This is a genomic window from Pannonibacter sp., assembly GCF_051860505.1.
Classification (GTDB): Bacteria; Pseudomonadota; Alphaproteobacteria; order Rhizobiales; family Stappiaceae; genus Pannonibacter.
The window spans coordinates 53,092-75,455 of sequence record NZ_JBHYDX010000009.1 but is presented as its reverse complement, the minus strand read 5'-3'; the positions used below and the strand labels follow the sequence as shown (position 1 = coordinate 75,455).

Here is a 22,364-nt window from a genome sequence, read left to right as displayed (position 1 = left end):
AAAGCCCGGCACAGGGCCGGGCTCTGGGTCTGGAACCAGAATTGAGGTGTCAGACCGGCTTCAGCAGCACGTGCTTCTTCTTGCCCATCGACAGCTTGATGACGCCTTCGCCGGTGAGATCGGCCGTGCCGAGCACGCGCTTGTCGTCGGTGACAGAGACGTCGTTGATCTTCAGCGCGCCGCCGGCAATGTTGCGGCGAGCCTCGCCATTGGAGGCGGACAGGCCTGCGGTCACGAAGGCGGACAGGACGCCGATCCCGGCGGCAAGGTCGGCGGCGGCGATCTCGACGGTCGGCAGGCCTTCGGCCATTGCGCCTTCCTCGAAGGCACGACGGGCGGTTTCAGCGGCCGCTTCCGCGGCTTCCCGGCCATGGACCATGGCGGTCGCCTCTGTCGCCAGCACCTTCTTGGCCTCGTTGATGCCTGCGCCTTCCAGTGCAGCGAGCCGCGCAATCTCGTCGAGCGGCAGGACGGTGAACAGCTTCAGGAAGCGCTCGACGTCGGCATCCTCGGTGTTGCGCCAGTACTGCCAATAGTCATAGGCCGAAAGCTGCTCCGGATTGAGCCAGACAGCACCTGCGGCGGTCTTGCCCATCTTCGCGCCCGAAGAGGTGGTCAGCAGCGGCGCGGTCAGCGCGAAGGCCTCGATGCCGGCCTTGCGACGGATCAGGTCAACACCGGACAGGATGTTCGACCACTGGTCGGAACCGCCCATCTGCAGGCGGCAGCCGGTCTGCTGGTAGATCTCCAGGAAGTCGTAGCCTTGCAGCAGCATGTAGTTGAATTCCAGGAACGACAGGTGCTGCTCGCGCTCAAGACGCAGGCGCACGCTGTCACGCTGGATCATCTGGTTGACCGAGAAATGGCGGCCGATGTCGCGCAGGAACTCGACATAGTTGAGTTTCATCAGCCAGTCGGCATTGTCGAGCATGATGGCGTCGCGCGGGCCATCGCCGAAAGTCAGCAGTTTCTCGAAGACCTTGCGGATGCCGGCCTTGTTGGCCTCGATGTCTTCGTCGGAGAGGATCTTGCGGCTTTCGTCCTTGCCGGTCGGATCGCCGACGCGGGTGGTGCCGGAGCCCATCAGAGCGATCGGCCGGTGGCCAGTCTGCTGCAGCCAGTACAGCATCATGATGGTGACCAGCGACCCGGCATGCAGGCTCGGTGCGGTGCAGTCGAAGCCGATATAGGCGGTCACGGTTTCCGTGGTGAGGAGCTTGTCCAGCGCCTCATGATCCGACACCTGATGGATGAAACCGCGCTCGGCGAGCGTTTTCAGGAACTCCGACTTGTATTCAGTCATCTTTCGCGCATTCCATGTCAAAAGCGGGTACAGGCGTCGAGGCTTGACCCTAGTCTGAAACTGATTGTGTCCGCTATATCGGAAGTCAGTGGTGATTTCACCGGTTCAGCCGGAAAAATCCTGATCTGGTCCGCAAGCTCTGGCATAAGCCGCTTCCCTTGATTTCCAACTGGTGCCGATCCCGTGCTGCGACATGTCGTCTTCATTCCGGGCTATGACCTGCGCCGGCCATCATTGCTCCAGTCGACGATGGCTGAGGAAGCCGAGGCGATGGGCCGGATCCGCGGAGTTGATGCGGAGCTTGCCGGCTTCGTGGATGGCCAGGGGCCGGGCGGTGCGTCGGCGACCTGGAGCGGCCGGGCGACCTGGCCAGAGGGGGAGGTGCGAACGGTGTTCCATCTCCTTGGCTGGCGCGATCTCGCCAAGCGCGACTTCCAGCGCTCCTGGCCGAAGCGGATGCTGGGAGCCTTTGCAAGTTTCGCCGGTTTTGCGATCAGCGGCGGATATATCGACAGCTTCCGTCGTCATTGGCCGAACGGCATCTTTCATGTCTATCCGGTCCTCCTCCTGGTGATTTATCTGATGCTCCTGTGTGTGCCCGCCGCCCTGCTTGAGCCGGTGCGAGGGGTGGTGAACGAGGTCGGCTTGCCGGAGCTTGTGGCCTGGCCAGTCTGGATCGCCGGATGGGGGCTCTGGGCGGTCGCGGTGCATGGCCTATCCCGTCTCAGCGAGCCATCGACCTACTTCTGGTATCTCGTCAACGACTGGCACGCGATCCGTCAGCTTGCCTTTGACCGCGATGCGGAAATGACCGCACGTATCGAGCATTTCGCCGGTCAGATCCTGCAGGTGGAGCGCGAGGCGGGGGCGGATGACGATATCCTTTTGTGTGCGCACAGCTCCGGTGCCTTCGTCCTCGTCATGGCGCTTGCCAAGGCGCTGGAGCAAAAACCGGACCTCGGTGTCGCACGGGGCGGCATTGCGCTGGCGACGCTTGGCTCGGCGTTCGGTTACATCGGCGGCTACCATGCGGGCGGCACGTTCGAGCGGGCGGTGGCAAAGGTCGCAGAGGCGCCCGGGATCGATTGGAGCGACATCTACGTGCCGCAGGACGCCCTGTGCTGTGGCCGGGCCAACCCGGTCGCCGACTATGGCCGGCGATGGAGTGAGACGCCGATGCTGGCACCGCGCAGCTACAGCGGCAGGGCGCCTGATGCTCTGGGGCGGGACCGTTTCAACCGACTGCGCTGGCGGTTTTTCGCGCTGCATTTCTGCTACTTCTTCGCCTCGCAGCGGGACGATACGTTTGATTTCCACAAACTGACGCTCGGACCCAGTTCGGTGCGCGAGATGCTTGTCGCCTGGGCCCCGGACCGGGAGCGGCAACGGGCGGTCGTGATGCCGTCATCCCGGCCCAGCTGAGCGTTAGCGAAGCGCCGAGCCGGGATCCAGACATCAGCCGCGCGCAGCGCGACAAAAAAACTCCAGTCTCCCGCAGATGTTGGTCCGGCTACGGGCTCGCTTGCGCTCGCGCTGACGCGCTGGCTCCCGGATCAGGTCCGGGACATGTTCCGGATCTGCGGTTCGCTGAACGCTCACCTTGTCCGGAATGACGGTTCAAATTTGATACCGGAAGTTCTGACCCCACAAACGAAAAAGCCGGGCGATTGCCCGGCCTTTCCTGTTCCATCCCGGTAGGGATCAGACGGAGTAGTACATGTCGAACTCAACCGGATGCGGGGTCATTTCGTAGCGCATGTTCTCTTCCATCTTCAGCTCGATGTAGCTGTCGATAAAGTCGTCGTCGAACACGCCGCCGGCCTTCAGGAACTCGCGGTCGATGTCCAGCGACTGCAGGGCTTCGCGCAGCGAGCCGGCAACGGTCGGGATCTCGGCCAGCTCTTCCGGCGGCAGGTCGTAGAGGTTCTTGTCCATGGCATCGCCCGGATGGATCTTGTTCTTGATGCCATCAAGACCGGCCATCAGCTGTGCAGCGAAAGCCAGGTACGGGTTCGCAGCCGGATCCGGGAAGCGGACTTCGACGCGCTTGGCCTTCGGGGACGAGGTGTAGGGGATGCGGCAGGAGGCCGAACGGTTGCCGGAGGAGTAGGCCAGCAGCACCGGAGCTTCATAGCCCGGGACCAGACGCTTGTAGGAGTTGGTCGACGGGTTGGTGAAGGCGTTCAGGGCCTTGGCGTGCTTCAGGATACCACCGATGTAGTACAGGCACATCTCGCTGAGGTCAGCATAGAGGTTGCCGGCGAACAGCGGCTTGCCGTCTTTCCAGATCGACTGGTGGCAGTGCATGCCCGAACCGTTGTCGCCGAACACCGGCTTCGGCATGAAGGTTGCGGTCTTGCCATAGGCATGGGCGACCTGGTGCACCACGTACTTGTAGATCTGCATGTGGTCGGCGCAGGTGGTCATGGTGTTGAACTTGATGCCAAGTTCGTGCTGGGCAGCAGCCACTTCGTGGTGGTGCTTCTCAACAACCACGCCCATTTCGGACATGACGGACAGCATCTCGGAACGGATGTCCTGGGCGCTGTCGATCGGCGGAACCGGGAAGTAGCCGCCCTTGATGCGCGGGCGGTGGCCCATGTTGCCGGCTTCATACTCGGTGTCGAGGTTGGTCGGCAGTTCGGAGCAGTCCAGCTTGAAGCCCGTGTTGTAGGGGTCGGACGCAAAGCGGACGTCGTCGAAGATGAAGAATTCAGCTTCCGGACCGAACACGATGGTGTCGCCAAAGCCGCCAGCCTTGACATAGGCCTCGGCCTTCTTGGCGATGGTGCGCGGGTCGCGGTTGTAGGTCTCGCCGGTGCGCGGGTCGACGATGTCGCACAGGATCACCATCGTGGACTGGGCGAAGAACGGATCCATGTGCACGGTGGCCGGGTCGAGGACCAGCGTCATGTCCGAGGCATCAATGGCCTTCCAGCCTGCAATCGACGAGCCGTCGAAGGCAACGCCTTCGGCAAACATGTCTTCATCGACAAGGCCGGCGTCCATCGTGACATGGTGCATCTTGCCGCGCGGATCGGTAAAGCGCAGGTCGACGAACTTGATGTCCTTGTCCTTGATATCCTTGAGGATCTCAGCAGCGGTGGTCATGTATTCACTTCCCTGGTGTTCTGGTTGTCACTTGGGCTTGTTCTCGGGCCCGGGATGGCGCTCGAGGGCGCCGGATCCATCAGGACCGAAAGGGGGAACGGGCGTGGCCCGCGAAAGGGATCAGATCGCGTCGACGCCGGATTCGCCGGTGCGGATGCGGACCGCCTCCTCGATGTTGGAGACGAAGATCTTACCGTCGCCGATGCGACCGGTCTGGGCAGCGTTGCGAATCGCATCGACTGCTTTTTCGACCATTTCATCCGGCAATACGACCTCGACTTTGACCTTCGGCAGGAAGTCGACGACATATTCCGCGCCGCGATAGAGCTCGGTGTGGCCCTTCTGGCGGCCGAAGCCCTTGGCTTCGGTCACGGTAATGCCTTGCAGACCAACCTCCTGCAGCGCCTCCTTCACCTCGTCGAGCTTGAAGGGCTTGATGATCGCTTCGATCTTTTTCATCGCCTTGGGTCTCTCTCCGTGTCTGAGGCCTTGAGGCCGGTGGTGTTGCGTGGGCGGACGTCGTATCGGGCCTGCCGTGGTCGCCTCCATGTAAGCACATGCCGTGCCAGTTCCCGCAAGGGATCGAAACGGTGAAAAAAGCAGCAAGTCTACCGGCCAAAACGGGGCAGCTTTCGGCACTCGCACCTTATGCTGCCAGCAAAATAGGCAGATGCATACCAAATAAGCAGCGATTGCCGGCTGCTGGTTTGAATGGTGCCGCCGAATCCTTGGGCAGGATGCCGGGCGGCTCAGCAGGTGTTGTCGTCCGGGTTGCCATAGGGGATCTGTGCAGGGCTGGCCTGGTCAGTGGCTGCCACGAAACCGGTTCGCGGCTATGCTGAACAGACAAGGCGCAGATTGGACCAATTACATGACAGGCAATATTCCCTGGGGCTGGGATGCCCGCCAGGCCTCATCGGCCCTCTTGGCCCCGGCAGAAATGGCCGAGGCAGACCGGCGAACCATTGCCTCAGGTACGGCGGGGATCGTCCTGATGCGGCGCGCTGGCGCGGCTGTTGCCCGGGCAGCCCTCGTGCTGCAGCAGCAAAAAGGACGGGCCGGGCGACCGGTCCTGGTGTTGTGCGGTCCTGGCAACAATGGCGGCGACGGCTTTGTTGCAGCTGCGGTCCTGCGCAGCTGGGGTGTGCCTGTCCAGCTTTTCCTGCTGGCGAAGCGGGAAACGCTTTCCTCAGACGCCGGCGAGGCCGCCGATGCATTCGAACGGGCAGGGGGTGGCACCGTGGCGCTGGCTGACGTCGGTCCGATCCGGGCTGCACTGCAGGAGACCCAGGGGCTCGTCGTGATCGATGCACTTTATGGCGCCGGGCTTTCGCGGCCGCTGGAGGGGCTCGCGGCTGCGGTGGTCGAGGCCATCAACCGGTCGGGGTGTCCGGTGCTGGCTGTGGATGTTCCCTCCGGCCTTGATGGCGGCAGCGGAACAGCGACAGGGGCAGTTGTCCAAGCCGATCGCACCGTCACCTTTGCCCGAAAGAAGCCCGGCCATCTTCTCTTTTCCGGCCGCCTTTTATGCGGATTAACAGATGTCTGCGATATTGGCATCACCAATGAAACGATAGTCGCCGTTGCGCCGTCAGTCCGTCGAAACGGTCCATCTGCCTGGCCCTGTCCGTTGCCGCGTCCTCGGCGGGATGCCCACAAATATTCGCGGGGATCCGTTCTCGCCTTTGCCGGTCCCTTCAGCATGACCGGTGCCATTCGCCTGTCGGCAGAGGCGGCGCTGCGGGTCGGGGCGGGTCTCGTCACGGTGGCCTGCGATCCATCATCAACGGCGGCGCTGGTGTCGCATCTCACAGCCGTAATGGTCCGGCCCCTGCGCGATCCTGCCGAGCTTGAGGCCGCATTGGCCGACCCGCGCCTGTCGGCCTGCCTCGTGGGGCCGGGGGCAGGGCGCAGTGAAACCCGTGCGCCGGCACTTGTTGATCTTGTGTTGCATCTTGCCGGCGCCCGGCCCGCCTTGGTGCTGGATGCAGATGCCCTTTCGGTTTTCAAAGGTGAGCCGGATCCCCTCTTTATGCGGTTGAAGCAAAGGTCTGATCCGGCTGTCCTGACGCCGCATGCCGGAGAGTTCCGGGCGCTTTTTCCCGACCTTGGCCAAATAGATCGGCTGTCTTCGGTGCGAACAGCTGCGCAACGGTCGGGGGCGATCGTCGTGCTCAAGGGTCCAGACACCCTCATCGCGGCACCGGACGGGCGGATCTATGTCAATGACAATGCCCCGCCATGCCTTGCAACGGCGGGGTCGGGCGATGTGCTGGCCGGGCTGGTCGCCGGCCTGCTGGCGCAAGCTGTTCCTGCCTTCGAGGCAGCGGCCATGGCGGTGTATATTCACGGGGCTGCCGGAGCGCAGTGCGGCGAGGCAATGACAGCCGAAGACCTTTTGCCGGCTCTGCCGCAGGTGCTGGCCGGGCAGCTGCCGGAATAAAGGCTGCGTGTTTTAGCCGTGTGCGGCATTTTTGCTTTGATGCGGCAAAGTCGGGTGTTATAGAGGCCGCGCCCCGGCTTCGGGCGTCCTAAGCCGTCGCGGGCGTGGTGGAACTGGTAGACACGCCAGATTTAGGTTCTGGTGGCGTAAGCCGTGGGGGTTCAAGTCCCTCCGCCCGCACCATGGCGATATGGCCCGGATCCGCCAGCCGAGGCTGAACCGGTCGACTGCGCGCCGGTCCCCATCTTCCTAAGATCCGACAGATACTTCGTCGAGATTGCAGGCAGTCATGTGGATCCTGAGCGTCGCGATCGCCCTGATGAGGGCCCTCCGGGGCCGATTGAAAACATGAGTTGGGATCCAGCCGGGTTCCACACCAAGGACGAAGCACACTATCATGCAGGTGACCGAAACCCTTTCCGAGGGCCTCAAGCGCGAACTGAAGATCGTCATCCCGGCAACCGAGCTGGCGTCCAAGCTTGATTCGTACCTCGATGAACTGAAGGACAAGGTCCGGATCAACGGCTTCCGTCCGGGCAAGGTTCCGGCTGCGCACATGAAGCGCATGTACGGTCGTCAGGCGATGGCGGAAATCGTCTCCAAGACCATTCAGGAAACCAGCCTGAAGGCCATCGAGGACCGCTCGGAACGTCCGGCGTTGCAGCCGGATATCGATCTGGCCGATGACGAGGCGGAAGCCATCATCGAAGGCACCGCGGATCTGGCCTTCAAGGTCATCTATGACCTGCTGCCGACCTTCGACATCGTCGATTTTTCCACGATCGAACTGGAACGCGAGATCGTCGAGATTTCCGAAGCCGGTGTGATGGAGCAGGTCGAGGCGATTGCGTCCAACAACCGTCCGTTCGTCAGCAAGGGTGAGGGTGCAGTTGCCGAGAATGGCGACCGTGTCACCATGTCCTATCTGGGCAAGCTCGACGGCGTGCCGTTCGATGGCGGTGCCGACGACAACGGCCAGCTGGTCCTTGGCTCGAACCAGTTCATCCCGGGCTTTGAAGAAGCCATTGTCGGCATGAAGCAGGGCGAAGAAAAGGTCATCACCGTCTCGTTCCCGGCCGACTACCAGGCCGAGCATCTTGCCGGCAAGGAAGTCACCTTCGACATCGTCCTGAAGGACGTGGCAGCACCGGGTGAAGTCACGGTTGATGACGAGTTCGCTAAGAGCCTCGGCCTTGAATCGCTCGACAGCCTGAAGGACATCATTCGCGGCCAGATTGAGAGCCAGTTCGGCGCCATGACCCGCCAGCGCGTCAAGCGTCAGTTGCTCGACAAGCTCGATGCCGTCTACACGTTCGACCTGCCGTCCAAGCTGCTCGACACCGAATTCCAGAACATCTGGAACCAGGTCGAGAACGACATGACCCGCAATGGCAAGACCTTCGAAGACGAAGGCACCACGGAAGAGGCCGCCAAGGCCGATTACCGCAAGATTGCCGAGCGCCGCGTGCGCCTGGGTCTGGTGCTGTCGGAAGTCGGCGAGAAGAACGCTGTCCAGGTGACCGACGAGGAAGTCCAGCGCGCGCTGTTCGACCGCGTGCGCCAGTTCCCGGGCCAGGAGCGTCAGGTGTTCGAGTTCTACAAGAACAACCCGCAGGCTCTCGCAACCCTGCGCGCCCCGATCTACGAAGAAAAGGTCGTGGATTTCATCCTTACCCTTGCCAAGGTCACCGACAAGACCGTGACCAAGGAAGAGCTGCAGAAGCTCGTGGCTGAGGACGAGGAAAAAGACGAGGCAGCCGCCGGCTGACCGTTTCAGTGTTCCGGCGGCGTGATCGCTTTAACCTTGCCTTCACGCCGCATCGACCACAATCTTGCGATCTGGGCGGCATCCCCTATGTATGGGTGTCGCTCTTTTCGACTCATGGGGCCAGAGCGTCGCTGTGAACTCGAACATCGCGTGTCTTCGCCTGTCGGCCGGCATCCCCCGGTCCGGCACGCGCCAGCAAATGGATAAGGTATGAAGGATCCCGTCGAATTCTACACGAACACGCTCGTGCCGATGGTTGTCGAGCAGACGAACCGGGGTGAGCGGGCCTTCGATATCTATTCCCGCCTCCTGAAGGAGCGGATCATTTTCCTGACCGGTCCGATCGAGGATCATCTGGCAACGCTCGTCTGCGCCCAGCTCCTGTTCCTGGAATCGGAAAACCCGACCAAGGAAATCGCGATCTACATCAATTCGCCCGGCGGCCTCGTGACGGCTGGCCTTGCGATCTATGACACGATGCAGTTCATCCGGCCGGAAGTGTCGACGCTGTGCATCGGCCAGGCCGCCTCGATGGGCTCGCTGCTGCTGGCCGCCGGCCACAAGGGCAGCCGCTTCTCGCTGCCCAACGCCCGCGTGATGGTGCACCAGCCGTCCGGCGGTTTCCGTGGCCAGGCCGCCGACATCATGCTGCATGCCCAGGAAATCCTGAGCCTGAAGCGTCGGCTGAATGAAATCTACGTGAAGCACACCGGTCAGTCGCTTGACCAGGTGGAAGAAGCGCTGGAACGTGACAACTTCATGACTGCCGAAGTGGCGAAGTCCTTCGGTATTGTCGATGCGGTGATCACGGATCGGGCCAGCCTGTCGGCCACGCCTGCAACCTGACGCAGGCCGCCTTGGCAAAAGGGCCAGCTTCGTCTGGCCCGCTTAAACGAATATTGATTTTTACGGGCGAAGCATGAAACGATCATCGTCCGTGGAAGTCGCCAGAAAAGCGGTCATGGACCGATTGTCGGATCAGGTGGGCAACGCCCGATCCGGAACGACAAGGGGATGGGCATATGCCCTCTCGGAACCTGCGGGGTTGATTAGATGACAAAGGCCAGCGGCAGCGACTCCAAGAATACGCTCTACTGCTCCTTTTGCGGCAAGAGCCAACACGAAGTTCGCAAGCTGATCGCCGGCCCGACTGTTTTCATCTGCGATGAATGTGTCGAGCTGTGCATGGACATCATACGCGAGGAGAACAAGTCCTCGCTGGTGAAATCGCGCGATGGCATCCCCACGCCGCAGGAAATTCGCCATGTCCTGGATGATTATGTGATCGGTCAGAACAGCGCCAAGAAGGTGCTGTCGGTGGCCGTGCACAACCACTACAAACGCCTGAACCACGCGTCGAAGAACAACGACGTGGAACTGGCGAAGTCGAACATCCTGCTCTGCGGCCCGACCGGTTGCGGCAAGACGCTGCTGGCCCAGACCCTTGCGCGCATCCTGGACGTGCCGTTCACCATGGCTGATGCGACGACGCTGACGGAAGCTGGCTACGTCGGTGAGGATGTCGAGAACATCATCCTCAAGCTGCTGCAGGCCGCCGACTACAATGTCGAGCGGGCACAGCGCGGAATTGTCTATATCGACGAAGTCGACAAGATCTCCCGCAAAGCTGACAATCCGTCGATCACCCGTGACGTTTCGGGGGAAGGCGTACAGCAGGCCCTGCTGAAGATCATGGAAGGCACCGTGGCCTCCGTGCCTCCCCAGGGCGGGCGCAAGCATCCGCAGCAGGAATTCCTGCAGGTGGACACGACCAACATCCTGTTCATCTGTGGCGGAGCCTTTGCCGGCCTCGACAAGATCATTTCCGATCGCGGCCGCAAGTCCTCGATGGGCTTCAAGGCCGACGTGGTCGGTCCCGATGACCGCCGCATCGGTGAATTGTTCTCGGAACTGGAGCCTGAGGATCTGCTGAAGTTTGGCCTGATCCCGGAATTCGTTGGTCGTCTGCCGGTCATCGCGACACTTGAGGACCTCGATGAAGAGGCCCTGATGACGATCCTGACCGAGCCGAAGAACGCATTGGTCAAGCAATACCAGCGGCTGTTCGAGATGGAGAACGTCGAGTTGTCCTTCCATGAGGATGCCCTCAAGGCCATCGCTCGCCGCGCCATCGAGCGCAAGACTGGCGCGCGCGGCCTGCGGTCTATTCTGGAATCGATCCTGCTCGACACCATGTACGAACTGCCGGGGCTCAAGGGCGTGAAGGAAGTCGTGATCTCGCCAGATGTGGTGGAAGGCAAGGCACGCCCGCTCTACATCTACGAAGACCGCGCTGAGACAGCCACCTCGGCCTGATCCGCCAGACCTGCCCAATGCATTAGATGCCGCCCGGATTTCGGGCGGCATTTTGCATTTCTGATACCAATTCTGCAGGAAGCGGTGGGAAGGCGGGTGTCTTCAACAACCTTGACCCACCATCTTCCGCCGCTGCCTTGACACCTCGCCCCCCGGTGTCCACCTAATAGACAGAACGATGGTTCGGCGGTTCAGCGTCGTTGCCCAGTGGGGACGTCCGGAGCCGGCCAGGATCCGCACCACTTCCGGGGCGGAAGACCATCCAAGGAGAGCCGCAGGTACCCCCTTCCTCCCCGGGGTGCCATGGGCCCGCAGAAAGGAATGGACATGAGCGAATCCGAAACGCGCTCCCTCGACGAGGCCGGAAAGAGCGTCTATCCGGTGCTCCCGCTGCGCGACATCGTTGTGTTCCCACACATGATTGTCCCGCTGTTCGTCGGGCGTGAGAAATCCATCCGCGCCCTCGAAGAGGTCATGACCTCCGACAAGCACATCCTGCTTGCCACCCAGAAGAATGCTGCCGATGATGATCCGGCCTCGGATGACATCTATGAGATCGGCACGCTTGCGACCGTTCTCCAGCTGCTGAAACTGCCGGACAACACCGTCAAGGTGCTGGTCGAGGGCGGCGCCCGTGCGCGCATCACCCAGTACACCGACCGCACTGACTTTTATGAAGCCGAAGCGGAAGTGCTGCCGGAGAAGGATGGCGAGAACATCGAGGTCGAGGCGCTGGCCCGCTCGGTGGTCGCCGAGTTCGAGAATTACGTCAAGCTGAACAAGAAGGTCTCGCCCGAGGTGCTCGGCGCGGTCAACCAGATCGAGGATCACTCGAAGCTGGCCGACACCATCGCCTCGCATCTGGCGATCAAGATCCCGGAAAAGCAGGACATCCTTGCCATCGATTCCGTCGCCGAACGCCTCGAGCGCGTGCTGGGCCTGATGGAAAGCGAGATCTCGGTCCTGCAGGTGGAAAAGCGCATCCGCTCGCGCGTCAAGCGCCAGATGGAGAAGACCCAGCGCGAGTACTATCTCAATGAGCAGATGAAGGCGATCCAGAAGGAGCTTGGTGACGGCGAAGACGGCCGCGACGAGCTGGCCGAACTGGAAGAGCGCATCAAGAAGACCAAGCTCAGCAAGGAAGCGCGCGAACGCGCTCATGCCGAGGTCAAGAAGCTCAAGCAGATGAGCCCCATGTCGGCGGAAGCCACCGTGGTGCGCAATTATCTTGATTGGATCCTCGGGATTCCCTGGGGCAGGAAGAGCAAGGTCAAGAACGACCTGGCGCTTGCCGAACAGGTGCTCGACACAGATCACTACGGCCTCGACAAGGTCAAGGAACGCATCGTCGAATATCTCGCGGTGCTGGCGCGTGCCAACAAGCTGAAGGGACCGATCCTGTGCCTGGTCGGCCCTCCGGGCGTCGGCAAGACCTCGCTTGGCAAGTCGATTGCCAAGGCAACGGGCCGCGAGTTCGTTCGCATGTCGCTCGGCGGCGTGCGCGACGAGGCCGAGATCCGTGGCCACCGGCGCACCTACATTGGCTCGATGCCCGGCAAGGTCATCCAGTCGATGAAGAAGGCCAAGAAATCTAATCCGCTGTTCCTTCTCGACGAGATCGACAAGATGGGCATGGATTTCCGTGGCGATCCGTCGGCGGCCCTCCTTGAGGTGCTGGATCCGGAACAGAACAACGCCTTCATGGACCACTATCTGGAGGTCGAATACGACCTGTCGGACGTGATGTTCGTGACGACGGCAAACACACTGAACATTCCGGCGCCGCTGATGGACCGCATGGAGATCATTCGCATCGCCGGGTACACCGAGGATGAGAAGGTTGAGATCTCCCGCCGCCATCTGCTGCCGAAGGCCGAGAAGGACCATGGCCTGCGCGAGGGTGAGTTCTCCGTCGATGCGGAAGCCCTGCGCAAGGTGATCCGCCGCTACACCCGTGAAGCCGGCGTGCGTAATCTTGAGCGAGAAATGGCGACACTGGCCCGCAAGGCCGTGAAGGACATCCTCATGACCGGCGTCAAGACGGTGCATGTGGACAGCGACATGGTCGAGAAATATCTCGGCGTGCCACGCTACCGTTATGGCGAGGCCGAGCTTGAGGATCAGGTCGGTGTGGTCACGGGCCTTGCCTGGACGGAAGTGGGCGGCGAATTGCTGACCATTGAAGGCGTCATGATGCCCGGCAAGGGCAAGATGACGGTCACGGGCAACCTGCGCGACGTGATGAAGGAATCGATCTCGGCGGCAGCATCCTATGTCCGCTCCCGCGCCATCGATTTCGGAATCGAGCCGCCGCTGTTCGACAAGCGCGACATCCACGTGCACGTGCCGGAAGGTGCGACACCGAAGGACGGTCCGTCAGCGGGCATTGCAATGGCAACGGCCGTGATCTCGGTCATGACCGGCATTCCGGTCCGCCGCGACGTTGCCATGACCGGCGAGATCACCCTGCGCGGGCGGATCCTGCCGATCGGTGGGTTGAAGGAGAAGCTGCTCGCGGCGTTGCGTGGTGGCATCAAGACCGTGATGATCCCGGAAGACAATGCCAAGGATCTGGCGGATATTCCTGACAGCGTGAAGAACGCGCTCGACATCATCCCGGTCTCGAGCATGGAGGAAGTGCTGAAAAACGCCCTTCTGCGCATGCCGGAAGCCATCGAATGGGACGAGGCGCGCGCTGCTGCGGCGGCCGACAAACGCCCCGCCGACGATGATGCATCGGGCGTTGTGGCGCACTGATACGGCAAAATTTGTCTAGACGAGCGAAAGCCCCGGTCCCCACCGGGGCTTTTTGCATCTGAATCGCGTGAAAATGGCGGATTTCTGCGAGAAATGGCTTGATTTGAGGGGCGTTTCCCACGAATTTCCGGCCAGCGGCTTTTGGCGTGAATCGCCTGCTTTTCGCCGTTTTGTAGAAAGGGACTGCTATGAACAAGAACGATCTGATCGCGGCTGTGGCCGAGAAGACCGGCCTGACCAAGGCGCAGGCTGGAGAAGCCGTTGATGCGACCTTTGAAGCCGTGACCCAGGCGCTCAAGGGCGGTGATGAAGTCCGCATCATCGGCTTCGGCAACTTCTCGGTCTCCGAGCGCGCCGCCACCGAAGGTCGCAACCCGCGCACCGGCGAAACGATCCAGATCCCGGCCTCCAAGACGCCGAAGTTCAAGGCCGGCAAGGGCCTGAAGGATTCTGTGAACGCCTGATCAGGCGGTCCGTCAGGACAAAATGTCCCGCGCATTCGTTTGAATGCGCGGGTTTTTTTGTGCTCTTGCCTTGATGCGATTTTAACTGCGGACGTTTGCGGTGACGTCGCGCCGGTCAAAGCGTGACGCATGCTTCCGCGGCACTGTGCGAAACGAAGGGCGGCCGGTCGTGTCGGGCGTTCACTCCGTGCAATCGGAAGGTGCGATCAAGAGATCAACGACCGCCTATACCCTCAGCGGTGCATCACGATGGGGATGCCATCAGGTTCTCGGCAAGCATCAGGGCATTTCCGTCGGGATCATAGAAGGTCGCGGTCTTGACCATGCCTTCGATGACGACTGTCGGACCATCAAACCGGATGCCGATCTTCTCCATGCTGGCGCGTGCATTATCGAGATCGGCAGTACCGAAGACCGGAACACAGTTCCCTGGCACCGGCTCTACATGCTCCCCAAGGCCGAGCGTTACATTCTGAGTGTTCGTCTGGAGTTCTGACCAGCCGGCGTCATCGATGTGGACGATTGTCTCGAAGCCCAGCACCTCCCGGTACCAATCTGCGCTCCTGTGCCTGTCCTTGACCGATAGGGCGATGGTGATTGTCTGATCCAATGCGATGAGTGCCACGGGCTATCCTTTCGTTCCAAAATATAGTAACTATACAATATGGACATAAATCTCATTGTCAAGATCACGTCGAGGGCCTGGGCGTTGCCCATCCTCGACAAGCTGCATCTCGGCATTCCCGGGCGGCAGGCTGCGCTGTTGGCAGCCACCGGAGCCGGCAGGACGGCTTTTCTGCAAAGCCTGGATCATCTCTTGATGATTGGGCTGCTGGAGCGAAATCCTGGCTACGGGCATCCCTTGCGCCCGGAATTTCGGCTGACGCCGGCGGGGGAGGTGGCGGCCAAACTGGCAAATGAGGTTCTCAGTATTGCCAAGACGGACGAGCAGGATCTCCTGCGTCTGTCCTGGACTTTGCCGGTGCTAACAACGTTGCAGACGGCACATCAGTTCGGTGAAATAAAGCGGAGCTTGGCATCGATCACGGATCGGGCCTTGTCGCAGTCGTTGCGCTGTATGGAGCAGAGAACCTGGGTCCTCAGGCGCGTTGACGAAGCAACGCGACCGCCAAGACCATTTTACTCTGCTATAAACAACGGTGCTATGATCAGCAGTCTGACAAATGAAATACTTGTGAAATGAAACTGATGAAGACTTCGCATAAAGCACTTTCGCCACGATAGAATTTGAAAGGTTGGAAAGTGGCATGCTTCGGCTTCCAGCTTGCAGCTCCATTTTGAAATTCGTGTGTGCTGATGCTTGTCGTCTCATTTTCGGAGCGCGTGGAAGCCTCCGGAAACCTCTGGCCGGGCGGGCAGGGCGCAAAAGGTTGCCCACAGGTTATTAATGAAAAGAAATGGCTGCTTCGATTGCCTCTTGCCAAGCTGAACCGAAGCCCCTAAGAGGCATTTCCATCGGCGGGCGGTTAGCTCAGTTGGTAGAGCGCCTCGTTTACACCGAGGATGTCGGGAGTTCGAGTCTCTCACCGCCCACCATCCCGCCCGATCATCGCGGACAACTGGATGAGACGAACCTGGCACGAAAGGCGCCGGGTTTTTTTGTGTCTCGCGACGCCTGAAGCTTTGCCGGCGGTCTTCCGCGAAAAAGCAAGGCAGATTGCAGGCGAGGGGACTTGCGCAAAATTTGCCTGTTCTCGCGCGCTTCGGACCTTTTGCAGTTCGGACCGGCTTTCTCGCATTGGCTGTGGATAACCTTTTGCAGCAGAAGAGATTTCTACCTGTGTAGATCCTTAGTTGGCTGCGGACAGGGCGCTTTTTCGCAAGTGAAAGCGAGAGTTTCCGCGAGGGTCTGGCGCAGTTTCTGCGATCGCTGAAAAACCTCACCGAACGCTGTTTCAGGTGCTTGACTTCCCGCTCGCCGCGCCGTACACCACGCCCACTTCTTGCGGGCCACATGGCTTGCGGGAGCGAAGCGGGTGTAGCTCAGTTGGTTAGAGTGCCGGCCTGTCACGCCGGAGGTCGCGGGTTCGAGCCCCGTCACTCGCGCCACTTTCCTGGTTTTGGACAAGTGGCGACCGCTTCGTGAGATGTGCGGGTGTAGCTCAGTTGGTTAGAGTGCCGGCCTGTCACGCCGGAGGTCGCGGGTTCGAGCCCCGTCACTCGCGCCACTCACGAAAAGAACAGGCCCCCTTGTGGGGCCTTCTTCTTTTTGCCGGCGAGCCTGCGCTGCGCCAATTCCTCTCCTTCCGCTCTCTTGCCCTCGTTTGCCAGCCAATAACCATCCCCGCACTCCGTCCTGCGTCGAGGTGTCGCCGTACATCCATGCAGGCAGGGCATGAATTGCGGCGGCTTGTGGGCGGTTTTCTGCCGCTTGCAAGGCGTCTGGGCCGGAAAACGCCGTCTCAAAGCAGCGGGCGGAACGAATTGTGCTTGTGTTTGACCGGTCTGGGCTCTTGCGTTGCCCATGGACGTGGGCTAAGCGTGCCCTCGCATATTGGTTAAACCGGGGCCGCTGCGGGCATGAGTCGCGTCATCGCGCCTGTCCGTTGCGACTGGATCTCCTCCCGATCCGGCCCGCCAGATGCAAGGACGCGAAAGACATGGAAGATCTGTTGCGGGATTACATCCCGATTGCCGTCTTCATCGGCATCTCGCTGGTCATCGGCCTGGCGTTGCTGGTGTCGCCGTTTTTGCTGGCCTATTCAAAGCCGGATCCCGAAAAGCTGTCCGCCTATGAGTGCGGGTTCAACGCTTTTGATGATGCGCGCATGAAGTTTGATGTGCGCTTCTACCTCGTCTCGATCCTCTTCATCATCTTCGATCTGGAAGTCGCCTTCCTCTTCCCCTGGGCCGTCGTCTTCGGCGATCTCGGCTGGTATGGCTTCTGGTCGATGATGGTGTTCCTGGGCGTGCTGACGATCGGCTTCATCTACGAATGGAAGAAGGGGGCTCTGGAATGGGACTGACCACGTCTTCCGGCCCGCTCGTCGCGCCGCAGCCAAAGGGCCTGATCGATCCGGCCACCGGCAAGCCGATCGGCTCGAACGATGCCTTTTTCTCGCAGGTCAACGATGAACTGGCCGACAAGGGCTTTCTCGTCACCTCGACCGACAGCCTGATCCAGTGGGCCCGTACCGGCTCGCTGATGTGGATGACCTTCGGTCTGGCCTGCTGCGCCGTCGAGATGATGCAGATGTCGATGCCGCGCTATGATGCCGAGCGCTTCGGTTTCGCGCCGCGCGCCAGCCCACGCCAGTCGGACGTGATGATCGTAGCCGGCACGCTGACCAACAAGATGGCCCCGGCTTTGCGCAAGGTCTATGACCAGATGCCGGAGCCGCGCTATGTCATCTCCATGGGCTCCTGTGCCAATGGTGGCGGCTACTACCACTATTCCTATTCGGTGGTGCGCGGCTGTGACCGCATCGTTCCGGTTGACATCTATGTCCCGGGCTGCCCGCCGACGGCTGAAGCGCTGCTCTATGGCGTGCTGATGCTGCAGAAGAAGATCCGCCGCACCGGCACGATCGAACGCTAAGGCCCGGGCCAGGCGAAAGTCTGGCCGGGTAGGACGGGCGGGGACAACCTGCCAGCGGCACCGGCAACGGTGTCTTGAGGGAGAGCCCCGCGTGACGCGCACGGGGCCATTGTCGAGGTCGATACGATGGACGAGACGCTCAAGGAACTCGGCGAGCACATCCAGCAAGGGCTGCAGGGCAAGCTCCTGTCCTGGACCGTTGCCTATGGCGAACTGACCGTTGTGGTCGCGGCGCCGGCAATCGTGGATGCAATCCGCTATCTGCGGGACGATGCAAGCTGCAAGTTCCTCAATCTGACGGACATCTGCGGTGTCGACTACCCGGCCCGCGAAAAGCGGTTCGACGTGGTCTATCATCTCCTGTCCCCGGTCCAGAACCAGCGCATCCGCGTCAAGGTCGCTACCGACGAAGACACGCCGGTTCCCTCGCTTATTCCGGTGTTTCCTGCCGCCGAGTGGTTCGAGCGTGAAGCCTACGACATGTATGGCATCCTGTTCTCCGGCCACCCGGATCTGCGCCGCATCCTGACCGACTATGGTTTTGACGGCCATCCGCTGCGCAAGGACTTTCCCGTCACTGGATACGTCGAAGTGCGTTACGACGACGAGAAGAAGCGCGTGGTTTATGAACCCGTGCGTCTGAACCAGGAATTCCGTAACTTTGACTTTCTCTCGCCCTGGGAAGGCACCGACTACGTGCTGCCCGGCGACGAGAAGGCCACGACGAATTAAGGCGGGCGAGATGGCTGAGGCTCAGGTTCGCAATTTCAACATCAACTTCGGTCCGCAGCATCCTGCGGCGCACGGTGTGTTGCGCCTCGTGCTGGAACTGGATGGCGAAGTGGTCACGCGCGTGGATCCGCATATCGGCCTGCTGCATCGCGGCACCGAAAAGCTGATCGAGCAGAAGACCTATCTGCAGGCCGTTCCCTATTTCGACCGCCTCGACTACGTGGCGCCGATGAACCAGGAACATGCCTTCGCACTGGCCGTGGAAAAGATGCTCGGCATCACCGTGCCGATGCGTAGCCAGCTGATCCGCGTCCTGTTCTCGGAGATCGGCCGCATCCTGTCGCATCTCCTCAATGTGACCACGCAGGCCATGGACGTCGGCGCGCTGACCCCGCCGCTGTGGGGTTTCGAGCCGCGCGAAGAGCTGATGGTGTTCTATGAGCGCGCCTGCGGCGCCCGCATGCATGCAGCCTATGTCCGTCCGGGTGGTGTGCACCAGGATCTGCCGCGTGCGCTGCTGGACGACATCTGGGACTTCTGCGACCCTTTCCTGCAGACGCTGGACGACATCGAAGGCCTGCTGACCGACAACCGCATCTTCAAGCAGCGCAACGTCGACATCGGCGTCGTGACACTTGAGGAGGCTTGGGCCTGGGGCTTCTCCGGCGTCATGGTGCGCGGTTCTGGGGCGGCCTGGGACCTGCGCAAGTCGCAGCCCTACGAGGTCTATGGCGATCTCGATTTCGACATTCCGATCGGCAAGAACGGCGACTGCTACGACCGTTATCTCATCCGCATGGAAGAGATGCGCCAGTCGATCCGCATCATGAAGCAGTGCCTTGAGCGCCTGACCAAGGAGACGGGTCCGATCTCGTCCACCGACGGCAAGATCGTTCCGCCGAAGCGCGGCGAGATGAAGCGGTCGATGGAAGCCTTGATCCATCACTTCAAGCTCTACACCGAGGGCTACCACGTCCCGGCCGGCGAAGTGTATGCCGCTGTCGAGGCGCCCAAGGGCGAATTCGGCGTCTATCTCGTAGCCGACGGCACCAACAAGCCGTATCGCTGCAAGATCAAGGCTCCCGGCTATGCCCATCTGCAGGCGATGGACTACCTGTGCCGTGGCCACCAGTTGGCGGACGTGTCGGCGATCCTTGGTTCGCTCGACATCGTGTTCGGTGAGGTTGACCGCTAGTGCGGCCAGTTTTTTCGGCTCCGGCGTGACCGGTTGCCGGAGCAAGATTTCGAAGCCGGGCAGGGGATTGCCCTTGTCCGGCAACAGTTCAATCAGCACCGGGGCCTTGCCCTGGCGCAACCCGCAGTCGCCGCGGGCCTTATCGTGAAGTCGTCCGGATCGGGCTGCTTCAGGACAGGGCCAAGCGGCCTGAGACATACGGAACGGGGATCAGACCATGGCGGTTCGCAGACTTGCCGCGGAACAACCGGACAGCTTCGCCTTCACAGCGGAGAACCTTGCCTGGGCTCAGAAAGTGATTGACCGCTATCCGGCAGGTCGTCAGGCCTCGGCAGTGATCCCGTTGTTGTGGCGTGCACAGGAGCAGAACGAGGGTTGGGTGAGCGAGCCGGCGATCCGCTATGTGGCGGACATGCTGGCCATGCCGCATATCCGTGTGCTGGAAGTCGCCACGTTCTACACGATGTTCCAGCTTCAGCCGGTGGGCAAGAAGGCGCATATCCAGGTCTGCGGTACCACGCCGTGCCAGCTGCGCGGAGCGGAAGACCTGATCCGTGTCTGCAAGTCGAAGATCGCGGCGCATTCGCACGAACTCTCGGCTGACGGCAATTTCTCGTGGGAAGAGGTCGAGTGCCTTGGCGCCTGCGTCAACGCGCCGATGGTCCAGATTTTCAAGGACACCTACGAGGACCTGACACCGGAGAGCCTCGATAAGCTGATCGAAGATATCGCTGCTGGCCGTGAAGTCACCCCCGGTCCGCAGATCGACCGCCGCTTTGGCGCCCCGGAAGGTGGAGCGACGACGCTGACGACCCTCAGCGACGACACGGTCGGCGCGCTGCCCTTCGCCCATGTCGTCGACGGCAACGCCAAGGCATCGCATGCCTTCGCCGGCGCGTCGATCAACGGCGGCGGTCATGATTACAATGGCGTACCGACGCCAGCCGAAGATGCGGTCGCCCGCGTCAAGGCCGAAGTTGCGGCCCGCAAGGCGGCTGCTGCCGCCGCGCCCGCACCGTCTGCTGCGCCGGCACCGGCACCCGCCGCCGCAGTTCCTGCAGCGGCCGCACCTGCCAAGCCGGACGCGCCGATCGAAGAAGGCGAAAAGCCTGAGCTTCTGTCAGCGCCGCGTGGCGGATCGAGTGACGATCTGAAGCGGATCAAGGGGATTGGCCCGAAGATCGAGGCGACCCTGCATGAAATTGGGGTGCATCATTTCGACCAGATCGCCGGTTGGACCGATGCGAATAAGGCCTGGGTGGAAAGCCGCCTGAGCTTCAAAGGCCGTGTCGATCGAGAAGACTGGATTGCTCAGGCGAAGACCCTGGCGACTGGCGGCGAAACGGAATTCTCCAAGCGCGTGGACAGTGGCGATGTGCCGTCCAGCAAGAGTGAGGGGTGAGTTGGCGAGATGCTGAAGGATCAGGATCGGATCTTCACCAATATTTACGGCCTGCACGACTGGGGTCTTGAGGGCGCGCGCAAGCGTGGCCATTGGGACAACACCAAGGCGTTGATCGAAAAGGGCCGTGACTGGATCATCGACGAGATGAAGGGGTCGGGCCTGCGCGGTCGTGGCGGCGCAGGCTTCCCGACCGGTCTCAAGTGGTCCTTCATGCCGAAGGCCAGCGATGGCCGTCCGTCCTACCTCGTCGTCAACGCCGACGAGTCCGAGCCGGGCACCTGCAAGGACCGCGAGATCCTGCGCCACGATCCGCATACGCTGGTCGAAGGCTGCTTGCTCGCCGGCTACGCCATGGGCGCCATTGCGGCCTATATCTATGTGCGCGGCGAGTTCATTCGCGAGCGTGAGCGCCTTCAGGGTGCCATCGACCAGGCCTATGAGGCTGGCCTGATCGGCAAGAACAACAAGAACGGCTACGATTTCGACATCTACGTCCATCACGGCGCAGGGGCTTACATCTGCGGCGAGGAGACCGCGCTGCTCGAAAGCCTGGAAGGCAAGAAGGGCCAGCCGCGCCTGAAGCCGCCATTCCCCGCCAACGTTGGCCTCTATGGCTGCCCGACGACCGTGAACAACGTCGAGTCTATCGCCGTCGCTCCGACGATCCTGCGTCGTGGCGGTGCCTGGTTCGCCGGTCTCGGCAAGCCGAACAACACTGGAACCAAGCTGTTCTGCATCTCGGGCCATGTGAACCGGCCCTGCACGGTTGAAGAAGAGCTGGGCATTCCGTTCCGCGAGCTGATTGAACGTCACTGCGGTGGCATTCGTGGCGGCTGGGACAATCTGCTGGCGGTGATCCCGGGCGGTTCGTCCGTGCCCTGCATTACTGGCGAGCAGATGAAGGACGTCGCCATGGACTTCGATACCCTGCGCGGCCTGGGCTCCGGCCTTGGCACGGCGGCGGTGATCGTCATGGACAAGTCGACCGACATCATCAAGGCGATTGCCCGTCTCAGCTACTTCTACAAGCATGAGAGCTGCGGCCAGTGCACGCCGTGCCGTGAAGGCACCGGCTGGATGTGGCGCGTCATGGAACGCATGGTCAAGGGTCAGTCCTCGCGCGAGGAGATCGACATGCTGTTCAACGTGACCAAGCAGGTCGAAGGCCACACGATCTGCGCCCTTGGGGATGCGGCTGCCTGGCCGATCCAGGGCCTGATCAAGAACTTCCGTCCGGTGATTGAGGCGCGGATTGACGACTATGTCGCCAAGACCCGTGCGCCCAAGACGCTGGTTGCGGCCGAGTGAACC

The 22,364-nt window shown here is 61.4% G+C and carries 18 protein-coding genes and 4 tRNA genes; 18 read left to right on the top strand and 4 right to left on the bottom strand.

Going from position 1 to position 22,364, the window contains the following annotated elements:
* Positions 1 to 49: 49 nt before the first annotated feature.
* On the bottom strand, positions 50 to 1,303 hold the full coding sequence (gene tyrS, locus ACTIFE_RS08380; RefSeq protein ID WP_439528699.1) for a tyrosine--tRNA ligase: 1,254 nt from the start codon (positions 1,301 to 1,303) through the stop codon (positions 50 to 52).
* Positions 1,304 to 1,486: 183 nt separating this feature from the next.
* Between tyrS and ACTIFE_RS08375 the strand changes: the two genes are divergently transcribed.
* Positions 1,487 to 2,725, top strand: coding sequence for a hypothetical protein (locus tag ACTIFE_RS08375; protein WP_439528698.1), 1,239 nt, complete (start codon positions 1,487 to 1,489; stop codon positions 2,723 to 2,725).
* 279 nt (positions 2,726 to 3,004) lie between these two features.
* Here the strand turns inward: ACTIFE_RS08375 and glnA are convergent, their stop codons facing one another.
* On the bottom strand, positions 3,005 to 4,414 hold the full coding sequence (gene glnA / locus ACTIFE_RS08370) for a type I glutamate--ammonia ligase (protein WP_439528697.1): 1,410 nt from the start codon (positions 4,412 to 4,414) through the stop codon (positions 3,005 to 3,007).
* A gap of 120 nt (positions 4,415 to 4,534) precedes the next feature.
* Positions 4,535 to 4,873, bottom strand: a complete 339-nt coding sequence (locus tag ACTIFE_RS08365; protein ID WP_106753298.1) for a P-II family nitrogen regulator — start codon at positions 4,871 to 4,873, stop codon at positions 4,535 to 4,537.
* Between the two features lie 412 nt (positions 4,874 to 5,285).
* On the opposite strand from ACTIFE_RS08365, the gene ACTIFE_RS08360 reads away from it, so the two are divergent.
* From ACTIFE_RS08360 to ACTIFE_RS08330, 7 genes are all read left to right on the top strand, one after another.
* The gene (locus tag ACTIFE_RS08360; protein ID WP_439528696.1) at positions 5,286 to 6,857 is read left to right on the top strand and encodes an NAD(P)H-hydrate dehydratase; all 1,572 of its coding nucleotides are present in this window, start codon (positions 5,286 to 5,288) and stop codon (positions 6,855 to 6,857) included.
* Positions 6,858 to 6,955: 98 nt separating this feature from the next.
* Positions 6,956 to 7,040 (top strand) — tRNA-Leu (locus ACTIFE_RS08355).
* Between the two features lie 214 nt (positions 7,041 to 7,254).
* Positions 7,255 to 8,625, top strand: coding sequence for a trigger factor (gene tig, locus ACTIFE_RS08350; RefSeq protein WP_439528695.1), 1,371 nt, complete (start codon positions 7,255 to 7,257; stop codon positions 8,623 to 8,625).
* Between the two features lie 210 nt (positions 8,626 to 8,835).
* Positions 8,836 to 9,471 (top strand): ATP-dependent Clp endopeptidase proteolytic subunit ClpP, encoded by a 636-nt coding sequence (gene clpP / locus ACTIFE_RS08345; protein ID WP_106753296.1) that lies wholly within the window; start codon positions 8,836 to 8,838, stop codon positions 9,469 to 9,471.
* 207 nt (positions 9,472 to 9,678) lie between these two features.
* Positions 9,679 to 10,941, top strand: coding sequence for an ATP-dependent Clp protease ATP-binding subunit ClpX (gene clpX / locus ACTIFE_RS08340; RefSeq protein ID WP_106753295.1), 1,263 nt, complete (start codon positions 9,679 to 9,681; stop codon positions 10,939 to 10,941).
* Between the two features lie 321 nt (positions 10,942 to 11,262).
* Complete coding sequence (lon, locus tag ACTIFE_RS08335; RefSeq protein ID WP_439528694.1) at positions 11,263 to 13,698, top strand: endopeptidase La; 2,436 nt, start codon at positions 11,263 to 11,265, stop codon at positions 13,696 to 13,698.
* A gap of 188 nt (positions 13,699 to 13,886) precedes the next feature.
* Positions 13,887 to 14,162, top strand: coding sequence for an HU family DNA-binding protein (locus ACTIFE_RS08330; protein ID WP_106753294.1), 276 nt, complete (start codon positions 13,887 to 13,889; stop codon positions 14,160 to 14,162).
* 244 nt (positions 14,163 to 14,406) lie between these two features.
* On the opposite strand, the gene ACTIFE_RS08325 is transcribed toward ACTIFE_RS08330, so the two are convergent.
* Complete coding sequence (locus ACTIFE_RS08325; RefSeq protein WP_439528693.1) at positions 14,407 to 14,787, bottom strand: VOC family protein; 381 nt, start codon at positions 14,785 to 14,787, stop codon at positions 14,407 to 14,409.
* 39 nt (positions 14,788 to 14,826) lie between these two features.
* Here ACTIFE_RS08325 and ACTIFE_RS08320 point away from each other — a divergent pair, with 39 nt between their 5' ends.
* The 10 genes from ACTIFE_RS08320 to nuoF all read left to right on the top strand — a co-directional run bounded on the left by ACTIFE_RS08320 (position 14,827) and on the right by nuoF (position 22,361).
* Complete coding sequence (locus ACTIFE_RS08320) at positions 14,827 to 15,366, top strand: winged helix-turn-helix transcriptional regulator (RefSeq protein ID WP_439528692.1); 540 nt, start codon at positions 14,827 to 14,829, stop codon at positions 15,364 to 15,366.
* Between the two features lie 277 nt (positions 15,367 to 15,643).
* Positions 15,644 to 15,719 (top strand) — tRNA-Val (locus ACTIFE_RS08315).
* Positions 15,720 to 16,155: 436 nt separating this feature from the next.
* A tRNA-Asp gene (locus ACTIFE_RS08310) sits at positions 16,156 to 16,232 on the top strand.
* Positions 16,233 to 16,274: 42 nt separating this feature from the next.
* Positions 16,275 to 16,351: transfer RNA gene (locus ACTIFE_RS08305), tRNA-Asp, on the top strand.
* A gap of 432 nt (positions 16,352 to 16,783) precedes the next feature.
* Positions 16,784 to 17,149 (top strand): NADH-quinone oxidoreductase subunit A, encoded by a 366-nt coding sequence (locus ACTIFE_RS08300; RefSeq protein ID WP_106753291.1) that lies wholly within the window; start codon positions 16,784 to 16,786, stop codon positions 17,147 to 17,149.
* Entirely contained in the window at positions 17,140 to 17,721 is a 582-nt protein-coding gene (locus ACTIFE_RS08295) for a NuoB/complex I 20 kDa subunit family protein (protein ID WP_198647003.1), read from the top strand. Before ACTIFE_RS08300 ends, ACTIFE_RS08295 begins: the two co-directional genes overlap by 10 nt.
* A gap of 126 nt (positions 17,722 to 17,847) precedes the next feature.
* A complete protein-coding gene (locus tag ACTIFE_RS08290; protein ID WP_439528691.1) occupies positions 17,848 to 18,453 on the top strand; it encodes an NADH-quinone oxidoreductase subunit C in 606 nt (201 codons plus the stop codon).
* A 10-nt stretch (positions 18,454 to 18,463) separates the two neighbouring features.
* Positions 18,464 to 19,648 (top strand): NADH-quinone oxidoreductase subunit D, encoded by a 1,185-nt coding sequence (locus ACTIFE_RS08285; RefSeq protein WP_439528690.1) that lies wholly within the window; start codon positions 18,464 to 18,466, stop codon positions 19,646 to 19,648.
* A gap of 217 nt (positions 19,649 to 19,865) precedes the next feature.
* A complete protein-coding gene (locus ACTIFE_RS08280; RefSeq protein ID WP_439528689.1) occupies positions 19,866 to 21,050 on the top strand; it encodes an NADH-quinone oxidoreductase subunit E in 1,185 nt (394 codons plus the stop codon).
* 9 nt (positions 21,051 to 21,059) lie between these two features.
* Entirely contained in the window at positions 21,060 to 22,361 is a 1,302-nt protein-coding gene (gene nuoF, locus ACTIFE_RS08275) for an NADH-quinone oxidoreductase subunit NuoF (RefSeq protein WP_439528688.1), read from the top strand.
* The last annotated feature ends 3 nt before the right edge of the window (positions 22,362 to 22,364 follow it).

Excerpts from the sequence above, each read along its gene's own strand:
- tyrS (WP_439528699.1), bottom strand. The coding sequence starts at position 1,303 with ATGACTGAATACAAGTCGGAGTTCCTGAAAACGCTCGCCGAGCGCGGT.
- glnA (WP_439528697.1), bottom strand. The coding sequence starts at position 4,414 with ATGACCACCGCTGCTGAGATCCTCAAGGATATCAAGGACAAGGACATC.
- ACTIFE_RS08365 (WP_106753298.1), bottom strand. The coding sequence starts at position 4,873 with ATGAAAAAGATCGAAGCGATCATCAAGCCCTTCAAGCTCGACGAGGTG.
- ACTIFE_RS08360 (WP_439528696.1), top strand. The coding sequence starts at position 5,286 with ATGACAGGCAATATTCCCTGGGGCTGGGATGCCCGCCAGGCCTCATCG.
- tig (WP_439528695.1), top strand. The coding sequence starts at position 7,255 with ATGCAGGTGACCGAAACCCTTTCCGAGGGCCTCAAGCGCGAACTGAAG.
- clpP (WP_106753296.1), top strand. The coding sequence starts at position 8,836 with ATGAAGGATCCCGTCGAATTCTACACGAACACGCTCGTGCCGATGGTT.
- clpX (WP_106753295.1), top strand. The coding sequence starts at position 9,679 with ATGACAAAGGCCAGCGGCAGCGACTCCAAGAATACGCTCTACTGCTCC.
- lon (WP_439528694.1), top strand. The coding sequence starts at position 11,263 with ATGGACATGAGCGAATCCGAAACGCGCTCCCTCGACGAGGCCGGAAAG.
- ACTIFE_RS08330 (WP_106753294.1), top strand. The coding sequence starts at position 13,887 with ATGAACAAGAACGATCTGATCGCGGCTGTGGCCGAGAAGACCGGCCTG.
- ACTIFE_RS08320 (WP_439528692.1), top strand. The coding sequence starts at position 14,827 with ATGGACATAAATCTCATTGTCAAGATCACGTCGAGGGCCTGGGCGTTG.
- ACTIFE_RS08300 (WP_106753291.1), top strand. The coding sequence starts at position 16,784 with ATGGAAGATCTGTTGCGGGATTACATCCCGATTGCCGTCTTCATCGGC.
- ACTIFE_RS08295 (WP_198647003.1), top strand. The coding sequence starts at position 17,140 with ATGGGACTGACCACGTCTTCCGGCCCGCTCGTCGCGCCGCAGCCAAAG.
- ACTIFE_RS08290 (WP_439528691.1), top strand. The coding sequence starts at position 17,848 with ATGGACGAGACGCTCAAGGAACTCGGCGAGCACATCCAGCAAGGGCTG.
- ACTIFE_RS08285 (WP_439528690.1), top strand. The coding sequence starts at position 18,464 with ATGGCTGAGGCTCAGGTTCGCAATTTCAACATCAACTTCGGTCCGCAG.
- ACTIFE_RS08280 (WP_439528689.1), top strand. The coding sequence starts at position 19,866 with ATGGCGGTTCGCAGACTTGCCGCGGAACAACCGGACAGCTTCGCCTTC.
- nuoF (WP_439528688.1), top strand. The coding sequence starts at position 21,060 with ATGCTGAAGGATCAGGATCGGATCTTCACCAATATTTACGGCCTGCAC.